At 53.6% G+C, this 12,010-nt stretch carries 14 protein-coding genes; 5 read left to right on the forward strand and 9 right to left on the reverse strand.

Features of this window, described 5'->3' with window-relative positions; all coding sequences use genetic code 11:
* Window positions 1-3 precede the first annotated feature (3 nt).
* Window positions 4-357 (forward strand): YbaN family protein, encoded by a 354-nt coding sequence (locus ACR0AK_RS20945; protein ID WP_480794841.1) that lies wholly within the window; start codon window positions 4-6, stop codon window positions 355-357.
* On the opposite strand, the gene ACR0AK_RS20950 is transcribed toward ACR0AK_RS20945, so the two are convergent.
* The 7 genes from ACR0AK_RS20950 to ACR0AK_RS20980 all read right to left on the reverse strand — a co-directional run bounded on the left by ACR0AK_RS20950 (window position 347) and on the right by ACR0AK_RS20980 (window position 7,709).
* Complete coding sequence (locus ACR0AK_RS20950) at window positions 347-1,243, reverse strand: ParB/RepB/Spo0J family partition protein (RefSeq protein WP_480794842.1); 897 nt, start codon at window positions 1,241-1,243, stop codon at window positions 347-349. The two genes, ACR0AK_RS20945 and ACR0AK_RS20950, sit on opposite strands and share 11 nt — an antisense overlap.
* A gap of 20 nt (window positions 1,244-1,263) precedes the next feature.
* Window positions 1,264-2,064, reverse strand: a complete 801-nt coding sequence (locus ACR0AK_RS20955) for a ParA family protein (RefSeq protein ID WP_170564042.1) — start codon at window positions 2,062-2,064, stop codon at window positions 1,264-1,266.
* On the reverse strand, window positions 2,057-2,671 hold the full coding sequence (rsmG, locus tag ACR0AK_RS20960) for a 16S rRNA (guanine(527)-N(7))-methyltransferase RsmG (protein ID WP_480794843.1): 615 nt from the start codon (window positions 2,669-2,671) through the stop codon (window positions 2,057-2,059). Before rsmG ends, ACR0AK_RS20955 begins: the two co-directional genes overlap by 8 nt.
* Entirely contained in the window at window positions 2,668-4,536 is a 1,869-nt protein-coding gene (mnmG, locus tag ACR0AK_RS20965) for a tRNA uridine-5-carboxymethylaminomethyl(34) synthesis enzyme MnmG (protein WP_480794844.1), read from the reverse strand. Before mnmG ends, rsmG begins: the two co-directional genes overlap by 4 nt.
* Window positions 4,537-4,548: 12 nt before the next feature.
* Window positions 4,549-5,835, reverse strand: coding sequence for a tRNA uridine-5-carboxymethylaminomethyl(34) synthesis GTPase MnmE (gene mnmE, locus ACR0AK_RS20970; protein ID WP_480794845.1), 1,287 nt, complete (start codon window positions 5,833-5,835; stop codon window positions 4,549-4,551).
* A gap of 30 nt (window positions 5,836-5,865) precedes the next feature.
* A complete protein-coding gene (gene rho / locus ACR0AK_RS20975) occupies window positions 5,866-7,137 on the reverse strand; it encodes a transcription termination factor Rho (RefSeq protein ID WP_170564031.1) in 1,272 nt (423 codons plus the stop codon).
* 122 nt (window positions 7,138-7,259) lie between these two features.
* Complete coding sequence (locus tag ACR0AK_RS20980; RefSeq protein WP_480794846.1) at window positions 7,260-7,709, reverse strand: CopD family protein; 450 nt, start codon at window positions 7,707-7,709, stop codon at window positions 7,260-7,262.
* A gap of 404 nt (window positions 7,710-8,113) precedes the next feature.
* On the opposite strand from ACR0AK_RS20980, the gene ACR0AK_RS20985 reads away from it, so the two are divergent.
* Genes ACR0AK_RS20985 through dnaQ form a run of 4 tightly spaced genes read left to right on the forward strand, consistent with a single transcriptional unit; the run spans window position 8,114 to window position 10,848 of the window.
* Entirely contained in the window at window positions 8,114-8,713 is a 600-nt protein-coding gene (locus tag ACR0AK_RS20985; protein WP_480794847.1) for a Maf family protein, read from the forward strand.
* Window positions 8,710-9,543 carry a shikimate dehydrogenase gene (locus ACR0AK_RS20990; protein WP_480794848.1) on the forward strand — a complete coding sequence of 278 codons (834 nt, stop codon included), beginning with the start codon at window positions 8,710-8,712 and terminating at the stop codon, window positions 9,541-9,543. Before ACR0AK_RS20985 ends, ACR0AK_RS20990 begins: the two co-directional genes overlap by 4 nt.
* Window positions 9,540-10,133 carry a dephospho-CoA kinase gene (gene coaE, locus ACR0AK_RS20995; RefSeq protein WP_480794849.1) on the forward strand — a complete coding sequence of 198 codons (594 nt, stop codon included), beginning with the start codon at window positions 9,540-9,542 and terminating at the stop codon, window positions 10,131-10,133. The genes ACR0AK_RS20990 and coaE overlap by 4 nt, the downstream gene beginning before the upstream one ends.
* Entirely contained in the window at window positions 10,126-10,848 is a 723-nt protein-coding gene (gene dnaQ, locus ACR0AK_RS21000) for a DNA polymerase III subunit epsilon (RefSeq protein ID WP_480794850.1), read from the forward strand. Before coaE ends, dnaQ begins: the two co-directional genes overlap by 8 nt.
* A gap of 27 nt (window positions 10,849-10,875) precedes the next feature.
* On the opposite strand, the gene secB is transcribed toward dnaQ, so the two are convergent.
* Window positions 10,876-11,373, reverse strand: coding sequence for a protein-export chaperone SecB (secB, locus tag ACR0AK_RS21005; protein WP_170564015.1), 498 nt, complete (start codon window positions 11,371-11,373; stop codon window positions 10,876-10,878).
* 54 nt (window positions 11,374-11,427) lie between these two features.
* The gene (locus tag ACR0AK_RS21010) at window positions 11,428-11,928 is read right to left on the reverse strand and encodes an FxsA family protein (RefSeq protein ID WP_480794851.1); all 501 of its coding nucleotides are present in this window, start codon (window positions 11,926-11,928) and stop codon (window positions 11,428-11,430) included.
* Window positions 11,929-12,010: the final 82 nt, after the last annotated feature.

Below are 12,010 nucleotides of genomic sequence, written 5' to 3' on the forward strand. Positions count from 1 at the left end.
ACGATGCAGTACCTCTGGGCCGCAATGGGATTGATCTGCGTCGGGCTTGCTGTTGTCGGCATCGTATTGCCACTACTTCCAACAGTCCCGTTTCTGTTGCTGGCCGCGTTCTTTTTTGCCCGATCTTCCTCGCGGTTACACACATGGCTGGTCAGCCATAAAACGTTCGGACCGATGATTCTGGATTGGCAACGCTCAGGCGCTATCCGTCCAGGTGCAAAAAAAGCGGCCACTATTTCGGTCGCCGCCGTTTTTGGATTATCCGTTTTACTCTCGCTTCCGAGCCATGTCCTGATCATTCAGGCGGTCGTCCTTAGCGGCGTAACGATCTTTATCTGGACTCGTCCTAACGGCTGAGTTTCGCGCAAAGATCATCCAGCTGGTCCAGGTTTTCATAGGTCAACACGACCTGCCCCGATTCTGATCCAGCTTTGTGGTTGATAGCAACTTTCATCGCCAGAATGGCCGAAAGATCCTTTTCCAACGCGCGTGTATCCGCATCCTTACCCGCATTCAGGTTTCTGGACCGTGGAGCCGCTTGCTGAGCATCGCCCTGCTGTTGTTTCTTCACCAGCGCTTCTGTCGCACGCACGGACAACCCGTCCTTGACAACGATCTTCGCCAGCTCCGAAGGGTCTTCGGCCGTAATCAGCGCCCGAGCATGACCAGCAGACAGTTTTCCTTCCACGACAAGCTTTTGAACATCCATAGGTAGCGACAATAAACGCAAAAGGTTCGCAATATGGCTGCGGCTTTTGCCCAGTGCTTCGGCCAGCTTTTCTTGTGTATGGCCGAAACGGTCCATCAACTGTTTGTACCCGGCCGCCTCTTCGACTGCGTTCAGGTCTGCACGCTGAATATTCTCGATAATGGCGACTTCCAGAACTTCTGTGTCGTCAAAATCCCGCACAATCACGGGAATATCATGCAACTGCGCCATCTGAGCTGCCCGCCAACGGCGTTCGCCCGCAACAATTTCATAGTCGCCGTCAGGAACCTCACGCACGATCAGCGGCTGGATGATACCCTTTTCCTTGACCGAAGCTGCAAGCTCGTCCAATTGCGCGGGCTGAAAGGTTCGGCGCGGCTGGTTCGGGTTAGCGCGCAGCTTTTCAATCGGGACCTTCATGTCCGGACGACGCGGCTCGGACGGCATAAGCCCTTCGGTATCCTGTGTCACATCCGCCATCAAAGCGGAAAGACCCCGGCCCAGACCTCTGGCTTTAGTTTTTTTGGCGGCCACGGTGCCCTCCTCACTGCCGCTTAGGCGGCTTTCTTGTTCTTGTGCATGACTTCCCGGGCCAAATGCCGATAGGCCATCGCCCCCAAAGACCCCGAGTCATATTGCAATACAGGCAATGCGTAAGACGGCGCCTCACTGACCCGCACATTTCTGGGTATCTTGGTTTTAAATACCATCTCACCCAGATTGTCACGCGCGTCTTTTTCGACCTGACGGGACAAATTATTGCGGTTGTCATACATGGTTAACACAACACCTTCGATTCTGAGGTCAGGATTGGCGGTTTGCCGTACCTCTCGAATGGTCAGCATCAATTGGGACAATCCCTCCAGCGCAAAGAACTCACTTTGTAAAGGTACCAGGACAGAATGCGCAGCAACCATAGCGTTGACGGTCAGCAAATTCAGAGACGGAGGGCAGTCGATCAGCACGAAATCCAGGTCAAACTTGTCAATTGCGGTTTGCCTTAGTGCATCATGTAGAAGATAGCTGCGTTTTTCGTTGGAAATAAGCTCAATATCCGCCGAACTCAGGTCCACAGTCGCCGGGACGACAAACAATCCTTCGATTTCGGTTTCCTGAACAACGGCCTCCAAAGGCGCATCGTCGAGTATCAGATCATAAGTCGTCCAATCCCGATCCTCGATTCCCAATCCAGTGGAAGCGTTTCCCTGCGGATCAAGGTCCACGACCAAAACCTTGCATCCGGCTTCAGACAGGCCAGCTGCAAGATTGATCGCCGTTGTGGTTTTTCCAACCCCGCCCTTCTGATTGGCTACGGCAATAATCCGGGGCCCTGAGGGACGAGACAAATCAACCACGTGATACTCCTTTGATTTTAAGGATAACGGCCTGAGGCTCAGTTAAACTTGTAATCGGGTCAACGTCGAATTTCCATTCTTCCTGTGCCTCTTCCAGCTCTTTTTTCCACCTTTCGCCTTTCGGCAACAGCGCGAGGCCTTTTTTACCCAAATGCCTGTCACAAAAGGACAATAAAGTGCGAAGATCGGAAAGAGCCCGCGCAGACAGGATATCTGCATTCAAAGGCTCGACCGCTTCGATTCGCTTGGAAACAACTGTGCATTTTGCACCGCATTCACGAGCAACGTTACGCAGGAAGGCCGATTTCCGTTGGTCACTTTCGACAAACGTAAAGCGGGCTTCCGGTGCATCTTCGATAGCCATTATGGCGCAAACCATCCCGGGGAATCCCCCTCCGCTACCCAAGTCCGCCCAGTTTTCAAAGGAACCTGCGCATCTGTAAACCTGAACGGAATCCTTAATGTGTCGATTCCAGATATCCTCGAGGCTTTTCCGCGAAACCAGATTAATCTTTGGATTCCAGCGTTTCACAAGTTCCACATACTGCGTGAGGCGCTTGAATGTTTCACGTGAAACATCCAGATCATCAAAAATCGCCTCTTTCATGCCCTGCGCACCTTTTGATCCCGGCGCAGTTTGGCCAGCAATAAAGTCAGCGCCGCAGGAGTAACGCCCTCTACGCGCCCAGCCTGTGCAATATTCTCGGGCTTTGCGTTCGAAAGCTTTTGCTTCATCTCCGAAGACAGCCCTTCCATCGAAAAGTAATCAAAGTCCCGCGGAATCTCATAGGATTCATCGCGCTTCATTGCCTCAACGTCTTTTTGTTGCCGGGCAATGTAATTTGCGTACAACGCGTCCCGCTCTACTTGAAGACGGATTTCGGGTTCAACATTCTGAATCTCAGGCAAAAGGGGGATAAGGTCGCCAAATTGAACATCAGGAAAGGCCAGAATAGCCATACCGTCTCGACGGTTTCCGTCCTGGTTGACGTTGATTCCGGCCGCGCGAACTTCCTTAGGTGTAAATGTCTGTTGGGTCAGCTTCCCTTTCGTGGCTGACAGTTTCTCCATCTTTTTGGCGAATTTGCCTTGCCGTTCGTCACCTACACAGCCGATTTCCAGACCAATTGGCGTCAGACGTTGATCCGCGTTATCCGCGCGCAGGGACAAACGGAATTCGGCTCGGGAGGTGAACATACGATACGGTTCTGCGACGCCTCGCGTGGTGAGATCATCGATCATAACACCGATATAGCTGTCAGCACGTGTAAAATGCAGGGGTTCCTGACCGCGCACTTTCAGCGCCGCATTCAATCCGGCAACCAAACCCTGAGCGGCTGCCTCTTCATATCCTGTAGTTCCGTTGATTTGCCCCGCAAGATACAGACCATCGACCTCTGGTAACGCGAGAAATGACGTCAGTACACGCGGATCGACATAGTCATACTCAATTGCATATCCCGGTTGCAGAATCTCAGCCGCCTCAAGACCTTTGATTGAACGCACGTACTCAAGTTGAACATCTTGAGGTAAAGAGGTCGAAATCCCATTCGGATAGATCGTGTGATCATTGACACCTTCCGGTTCCAGAAAGATCTGATGCGATTCCTTATCAGCAAAGCGAACGATCTTGTCCTCGATGGACGGGCAGTATCTGGGCCCCACCCCATCTATGTGACCGCCATACATTGCCGACCGAGACAAGTTTTTTTCAATTATTTCATGAGTTCGCGCATTTGTATGCGTAATTCCGCATGATATCTGAGGGGCGATCACCTCTGTTGACAGGAATGAAAACAAGGTCGGTTCATCATCCCCGTCTTGTCGTTCCAAATCACTCCAATCTATCGTTCGACCATCCAACCTCGGCGGTGTTCCTGTCTTCAAACGACCCAATGGAAGTTCAAAACTATCGAGACGTTCTGCCAGTTTGACCGACGGACGATCACCCATACGACCACCGGGACGAGATACATCCCCAATATGGATAACACCGCGCAAGAACGTGCCAGACGTTAGGATAACTGTCTGAGCCTTGATTTCCGAACCGTCTGCTAGTTTGACGCCAGAGACTTGGCTCCCAGTCATCAGAAAGTCGACAACCTCCCCTGTAACGACAAACAGATTTGGTTGCTTTTTCGTCTCTTTCTGCATTGCTGCGCGGTACAGCGCACGGTCAGCCTGAGTTCTGGGGCCTTGTACAGCCGGTCCTTTGCGTCGGTTGAGCAAACGGAATTGAATGCCGGCCTGATCGGCGACGCGCCCCATAACGCCGTCCAGGGCGTCTATTTCACGGACCAAATGGCCCTTTCCCAGGCCACCAATCGCTGGGTTACAAGACATGACGCCTATATCGGACGCGGACAATGTGACCAAGGCCGTCTTGACGCCCATACGCGCCGCTGCATGAGCCGCTTCAGTACCCGCGTGTCCTGCGCCGATTACAACTACATCAAAATCTGAATGTTTCACGTGAAACACTCCTTACTTACCCAGGCAAAAACTCGAGAAGATCTCATCCAAGAGGTCCTCCACACCTATTCTGCCGACCAAGGTTTCAAGTGCACGGATCGCCGTCCGCAATTCTTCCGCTGCGATATCATACAAGTCCGGGCCTGATTCCAGAACCGCCATAGCAGAACTCAGGGATTCGCATGCATTTATCAAAGCAACCCGATGTCTTTCCCGCGTCGCAATACCACTGCTTGTGGTTCGGTTACCAAGGACATCCGAAATCTGGAAAATGAGTTGATCAATTCCTTGCCCGGTTTTACCTGATATTCCACCTTCTGACGGATTTCGAAGGTCGGATTTCGGCAAAACCTGGATATCACCATTCATCATCTGAACCCCCAGTTCCTTTGGGTTATCAGTAAGGAATACACGCAGATCAGCTGACTCCGCTCGCTTTCTTGCCAGTTCTATTCCCAAGCTTTCAACGTGATCCTCGGTTTCCCGTAGACCGGCGGTGTCCAGCAAAGTGACGGGAAGCCCAGCAAGATCCATTCGAACCTCGATCACATCGCGGGTCGTTCCCGCATATTCCGAAGTGATCGCTGCCTCACGCCCTGCCAAAGCGTTCAGCAAGGTTGATTTGCCAGCATTCGGAAGACCAACAATCGCAACTTCGAACCCTGTTCGAATACGCTCTGCAATTTTAACGCCGTTTGCTTCCCGCTGCAGATCAGCCATTACGCCGGTCACAAGGGATTTAACCTCAGGTGTGACGTCAGTTGGGACCTCTTCATCTGCAAAGTCGATGACAGCCTCCAACAATGATGCAGCGCGGATCAAATCACGTCGCCACCGTTCGGCTAGAGCACCCAGATCACCGGCCAGGATTGTTTGCGCTTGTTTGCGCTGTGCCTCGGTTTCTGCATCAATCAGGTCAGCAAGCCCTTCGACCTGGGTCAGGTCCATCTTGCCGTTTTCCAGAGCCCTTCGGGTGAACTCGCCGGGTTCTGCCAACCGAAGCCCATCCATATCGGACAGGCACCGCATCACTGCATTCACAGATGCCGTGCTGCCATGGATCTGCAGCTCGGACACGTCTTCGCCGGTAAAGCTGGCAGGCGCCTGAAAGGTCAAAACCAACCCGTCATCCAACCGCGCACCATCGGCCGCGTACAAAGAACGGACCCGCATACCGCGCGTTGGCAACGGGCTTCCGGTCAAACCAGCAGCGGCGGAATGAGCATGAGGTCCAGAGAGGCGGATGACCGCCACCCCAGCTTTGCCTTGCGCGCTGGCCAAGGCGAATATCGTATCCATTCGAAGGCCTCGCGTCGTTTAAGACCTATGTCAGGTGTTCATCGAATCGAAGAACTCACCGTTTGTCTTGGTCTGTTTCAACTTGGACAACAGGAACTCGATCGCATCGGTGGTGCCCATCGGGTTGAGGATGCGGCGCAGAACGAAGGTCTTCGCCAGATCACCTTTGTCGACCAGTAGGTCTTCTTTCCGGGTGCCGGATTTGAGGATGTCGATCGCCGGGAACACACGCTTGTCTGCAATCTTGCGATCCAGAACGATTTCCGAGTTACCGGTGCCTTTGAATTCTTCGAAGATGACTTCGTCCATCCGGCTGCCGGTGTCGATCAGGGCCGTGGCGATGATGGTCAGCGAACCACCCTCTTCAATGTTCCGCGCGGCACCAAAGAAACGCTTGGGACGTTGCAGAGCATTTGCATCCACACCACCGGTTAGAACTTTACCCGAGGATGGGACCACAGTGTTGAAGGCCCTACCAAGTCTTGTGATCGAGTCGAGAAGAATAACAACATCTCGTTTATGCTCGACCAGACGCTTGGCTTTTTCGATCACCATTTCAGATACGGCCACGTGGCGCGTTGCCGGTTCGTCAAAGGTCGAGGACACAACCTCACCCTTCACAGAACGCTGCATGTCGGTCACCTCTTCCGGGCGTTCGTCAATCAGCAGAACAATCAGATAGCATTCCGGATGGTTCTGTTCGATCGAATGCGCGATGTTCTGCAGGATCACAGTTTTACCGGTCCGCGGCGGCGCCACGATCAGCGAACGCTGACCTTTACCAATGGGCGAAACCAGATCGATCACACGGGCCGATTTATCCTTGATGGTGGGATCTTCGATTTCCATCTTCAGACGTTCATCGGGGTACAGAGGCGTCAGGTTGTCGAACAAGATCTTGTGCTTGGCTTTCTCGGGCTCTTCAAAGTTGATCTTGGTGACTTTGATCAGCGCGAAGTAACGCTCGTTATCATCAGGTGCTTTGATTTCGCCTTCGACGGTATCGCCGGTACGCAGCGAGTGCTGGCGGATCATGTCCGGTGAAACATAGATGTCATCTGGACCTGGCAGATAGTTCGCCTCGGGTGAGCGCAAGAAGCCGAAACCATCTTGCAGCACTTCCAGAACGCCGTCACCGCCGACGGTCCAGCCTTCATCCGCGCGTTCGCGCAGAATCTGGAACATCATCTCGCCTTTTCGCATGGTCGAGGCGTTTTCGATTTCCAGCTCTTCGGCCATCGCCAGAAGGTCTTTGGGACTTTTGGCCTTCAGGTCGGCCAGATTCAAGGATTCAGAGGACATTATATATACCTTCGCCGCTGACTTTGCGGCACGAAGTGGAATTTCAGTACGGAAGATACGCCGCCCGGACGGGCGTGTTGATCCCTACATAAGCGCGACAGGCGTCGGAGTCAAACAGGCCCTCAGAACTTCAGAACGACCGCCAGAACGATAATAATCATCAAAACGGTCGGAACCTCGTTCATCCTACGAAACTGCCGCCCAGTGAGCTTATTTCGGCCTTCCAGGAAATCCTTACGTCTTGCCATCAGCCAATGATGAAACCAAGTCATACCAATTACGGCAGCACCCTTGACCCATGGCCAACTCCAGTCCCATCCGACAATACCGGGCGTGAACACCATGATCAGTCCGCAGATCCAAGCCACATACATTGCAGGACGCATGATCACACGAAGCAGTTTTTCTTCCATTTCAAAGAAAATGGTTTCTGCGCCTTCGACGGTTTGTGCTTTTTCTACGTGATAGACGAACAGCCTGGGCAAATAGAACAACCCGGCCATCCATGAAATCACAGCCATTATGTGTACTGACTTCACCCACGGGTAAATCGTGAAAAGAAGATCGGTCATTTTGGCTCCGGACGTTGCTCAGATCCTTCCCTAATAAAAAAATAAGAAAAGAAAAAGGAAGATGGTTTTGTAGGGTGCCTAAATTCCGTGGATTACTTTTTTACCCGCGTGTTTTCCCCAGGTGGACAGAATTACGACGGGATCACGTGATTCTGTTGATTTGAAATTTAAATGAATTTTTTCAACATCTTAAGTCATACCAGTTCGGATCAATCTGGGGATAACTTACTGGGTAATTTTGAACATCCCGGTTTTCCCGTGTTGCGAAGTTATCCTTGTCCCGAAAGGACGGTCTTCGGGCGACTCAGGGAAGTTTCAAGCGAAAATCGCGGGGTTGCGTGTCAACTGTAAAACCATACAAACCATCCCAGAACGCTCAACGATTTGCTCAGGGGGTTTTCCACATGTCTGTCCCCATCATCCTTGCCTCGGGGTCATCTATCCGCGCGCAGCTTTTGCGCAATGCGGGCGTGCCGTTCACGGTGCAAACTGCGCGGGTGGACGAAGACACCGCAAAGCGCGCCCTTTTGGCTGAAAACGCGCCGCCACGGGATATCGCAGACACATTGGCCGAGATGAAGGCTCGGAAGGTCAGTGACAAGAACCCTGGCGCAATGGTGCTGGGGTGTGATCAGGTGCTGGACTTCGATGGCCAGCTTATGTCGAAACCAGAAACGCCCGAAGACGCCCTGGTGCAATTGAAGGCGATGCGGGGTAAGCGGCATATGCTGCTGTCGGCGGCCGTGATCTATCAGAATGGTGAACCCATCTGGCGCCATGTTGGTCAGGTACGTCTGCGGATGCGCATGAGCTCGGACACCTATCTGCGCGACTATATTGACCGCAACTGGGACAGCATTCGCCATGCGGTTGGTGCTTATAAGCTTGAGGAAGAAGGTGTGCGCCTGTTCGCCACCATTGACGGCGACTATTTTAACGTTTTGGGTATGCCCTTGTTGGAGTTGCTGAATTTTCTGGCTGTTAAACGGGTGATTGATCAATGACGGACAACCGAATTCCTTTGGCCGGAGTGATTGGGCATCCGATTGGACATTCAAAATCCCCTAAACTGCATGGGTATTGGCTTAAAACATATGGGCTGGCCGGGCACTACGTTCCCATGGATGTTGCACCCGATGACCTGGAGACCGTTCTACGGACTTTGCCCAAAGCCGGATTTGTCGGTGCCAATGTTACCGTCCCTCATAAAGAAGCCGCCTTGCGAGTTGCCGATCACGTGTCAGACCGGGCAGCAATGATTGGCGCGGCAAATACGCTTGTCTTTCAAAGTGATGGTTCGATCCATGCAGATAACACCGACGGCTATGGGTTTATGGAAAACCTGCGCGCAGGAGCGCCTGATTGGAATCCGCAGGACGGGCCGGCCGTGGTCTTTGGTGCTGGCGGTGCTGCGCGCGCTGTTTTGCAGGCCCTGGTGGATGCCGGAGTGCCCGAGATTATGTTGACCAACCGAACGCGGTCCCGCGCGGATCAATTGAAGGAAGAATTCGGGCCGCGCACAACTGTTGTTGATTGGGTCAAGGCCGGGAATGTTATCGAGAACGCAGAACTGGTAGTGAATACTACGTCTTTGGGGATGCAGGGTCAGCCCGAATTGCGTGTGCCGCTGGACGGGCTGCAGCCGGGTGCAGTGGTCACCGACCTTGTCTACGTACCCTTAAAAACCAGGCTTCTGCAAACGGCTGAAGAGGCCGGGTGCACAACGGTCGATGGTCTGGGTATGTTGCTGCATCAGGCGGTTCCGGGTTTTGAGCGTTGGTTCGGCAAGCGACCGGAGGTAACGGACGATTTGCGCGCGACGGTGCTGGGATGAGCTTTGCTCTTGGTCTGACGGGTTCGATCGGAATGGGCAAAAGCACCACGGCGCAGATGTTCGTAGAGGAAGGCTGTGCACTGTGGGATGCGGACGCCGCAGTGCATCGGCTGTACTCCGCTGGCGGTGCCGCGGTTGACCCAATGCAAGATGCATTTCCCAATGCTATTGTCGATGGCGCGGTCAGCCGAGAGGCATTGAAACAAGCGATAGCTGCTGATCCTGCGACACTGAAAGCAATCGAAGGCATCGTGCACCCATTGGTGGCCGCCGACCGGGCCGAGTTTCGGCAAATCGCTTCGGCGGACATTCTCGTTTTCGACATTCCTTTGCTGTTCGAAACAGGAGGTGATGCGGCAATGGATGCTGTCGCCTGTGTTTCGATCCCAGCCGAAGAACAAAAGCGTCGCGTGATGGCACGTGGCACGATGACTGAAGCTCAGTTCGAACAGATCTGTGCCAAGCAGATGCCGAATGACGAAAAATGCGCCCGGTCAGATTTCGTAATCGTAACGGACACGATGGACCACGCCCGCGCGCAGGTGCAGAATGTGGTCAGGCAGATACGGGCGGAGATGGCAGATGCGTGAAATCGTACTCGATACTGAAACCACAGGGTTTGATCCCGAGAGTGGCGATCGGATCGTTGAAATCGGTGCGGTGGAGTTGTGGAACCATGTGGCCACAGGCGAGACATACCACGTCTATATCAACCCGGAACGGTCCATGCCGGACGAAGCATTCGGTGTGCATGGTATCGGCCCGGACTTGCTGGATTCTCCGCGTGCGCCGGAAAAGGGCGAGGTTACGCTAAAGGACAAGCCGGTTTTTGCCAAGGTTGGCCGGGGGTTTCTGGATTTCGTCCGCGATTCCAAATTGGTGATCCACAACGCCTCGTTCGATATGAAGTTCCTGAACGCGGAACTCAGATGGATGGGTTTACCGACGCTCCCGATGGACCAGGCGTTGGATACACTTGCGATTGCGCGCAAACGATTTCCGGGCTCGCCCGCATCGCTGGACGCGTTGTGTCGTCGGTTCAACATAGACAACACGAACCGTGTTCTGCACGGCGCGTTGCTCGACTCGGAAATTCTCGCTGAGGTGTATCTGGAGCTTATTGGCGGGCGACAGCCCGACTTTGGCCTGTCCACCAGTGCAGGATCTTCCGGTGATGCAGAGGACGATTGGCGGCCTGCCGCGCGCCCGACGCCGCTGCCGTCGAAAATCACCGCGGAAGAACGCGCGGCACATGAGGCATTTGTGGAAAAACTGGGCGAAAACGCCCTGTGGACCCGCGCCTGAGTCCCTGCCCGGCGCGGGTGTAACCGATTAAGCTTCGGTTTTCTCAGCTTCGGCCTGACGGCGCATCAACTCATTGCGGTACAGCGCAACAAAGTCGATGTTGTCCAGGTTAACCGGCGGGAAGCCACCGTCACGGGTGATGTCGCTGACAATGCGGCGCAGGAACGGGAACAGCATGCGCGGGCATTCGATCATCAGGAATGGGTGCAGTTGATCTTCGGCCACGCCTTCGATGTGGAACAGACCGCAATAGTCCAGTTCACACAGGAAGAGTACGTCGTCCATGCCTTTGGCCTTGGATGTCAGGTTAAGCTTGACGGCAACTTCATACTGATGCTCGGTCGGGCGCTTTTTGGCGTCCAGGTTCACCTGAACAGCAATCTCGGGCTGAACGTCGCCTGATACGCCTTTTTGCGCCATCACGTTTTCAAAAGACATATCGCGAATGAACTGTCCCAGAACACGCATCTGGATCTGAGGGGCGGTCTGTGCCGCGGTGTTTTCTGCAGGGCTTTCGTCAGCCATGGATCTACTCCGAAAATGAAATTCGCCACTGCTTAGCAAGTTGGACGCTGCACCTCAATGCTGAGGCGGACCTTCGACCCATTTGGATGGCTTTGAAGGGTTTTGACGGGGTCGTACTTCGGTAAATTCACCGTCGATCACGTCATCCTGATCAAATTGGGTAGGGCCGGATCTGAATTGTGCCCCGGTGCCCATCTGGAAATGGGTGATGGTAGCCTTGGACTTGAGATACCGAAACACCGCCACTCGAATACCGGGAATAAGCAATGCAAAACCAACGGCATCGGTGAAAAACCCCGGCGTCAAAAGTAATACACCCGACAACAAGATCATGGCACCGTGGGCCAGCGGCTCTGTCGGGTCATCCAGTTCAGAAAAGGATCTCTGCAAATTGACCAGTGCCATGCGACCTTGTGTCCTGACCATAAAGGTGCCGATTACGGCCGTCAGAACGACGATCGCCAGCGTGGGCCACAGGCCAATCAGGCCGCCGACCTGTATGAACAGGGCGATCTCGATGATCGGCACCAATAAAAATGCCAAGAACAAGTACATTTGCTTTATCCTTTCCCTTAGGCCGGGCTGTGGACTTGCCACGATCTGTCACCTACATAGTGGCATGAGGCTGCGTATACAA

It is taken from the genome of Ruegeria sp. BI12 (assembly GCF_056537985.1).

Bases quoted from the DNA above. Each gene is read 5' to 3' on its own strand.
- ACR0AK_RS20945 (WP_480794841.1), top strand. From the start codon at position 4: ATGCAGTACCTCTGGGCCGCAATGGGATTGATCTGCGTCGGGCTTGCT.
- rsmG (WP_480794843.1), bottom strand. From the start codon at position 2,671: ATGAAAGAGGCGATTTTTGATGATCTGGATGTTTCACGTGAAACATTC.
- mnmE (WP_480794845.1), bottom strand. From the start codon at position 5,835: ATGGATACGATATTCGCCTTGGCCAGCGCGCAAGGCAAAGCTGGGGTG.
- rho (WP_170564031.1), bottom strand. From the start codon at position 7,137: ATGTCCTCTGAATCCTTGAATCTGGCCGACCTGAAGGCCAAAAGTCCC.
- ACR0AK_RS20980 (WP_480794846.1), bottom strand. From the start codon at position 7,709: ATGACCGATCTTCTTTTCACGATTTACCCGTGGGTGAAGTCAGTACAC.
- ACR0AK_RS20985 (WP_480794847.1), top strand. From the start codon at position 8,114: ATGTCTGTCCCCATCATCCTTGCCTCGGGGTCATCTATCCGCGCGCAG.
- ACR0AK_RS20990 (WP_480794848.1), top strand. From the start codon at position 8,710: ATGACGGACAACCGAATTCCTTTGGCCGGAGTGATTGGGCATCCGATT.
- coaE (WP_480794849.1), top strand. From the start codon at position 9,540: ATGAGCTTTGCTCTTGGTCTGACGGGTTCGATCGGAATGGGCAAAAGC.
- dnaQ (WP_480794850.1), top strand. From the start codon at position 10,126: ATGCGTGAAATCGTACTCGATACTGAAACCACAGGGTTTGATCCCGAG.
- secB (WP_170564015.1), bottom strand. From the start codon at position 11,373: ATGGCTGACGAAAGCCCTGCAGAAAACACCGCGGCACAGACCGCCCCT.
- ACR0AK_RS21010 (WP_480794851.1), bottom strand. From the start codon at position 11,928: ATGTACTTGTTCTTGGCATTTTTATTGGTGCCGATCATCGAGATCGCC.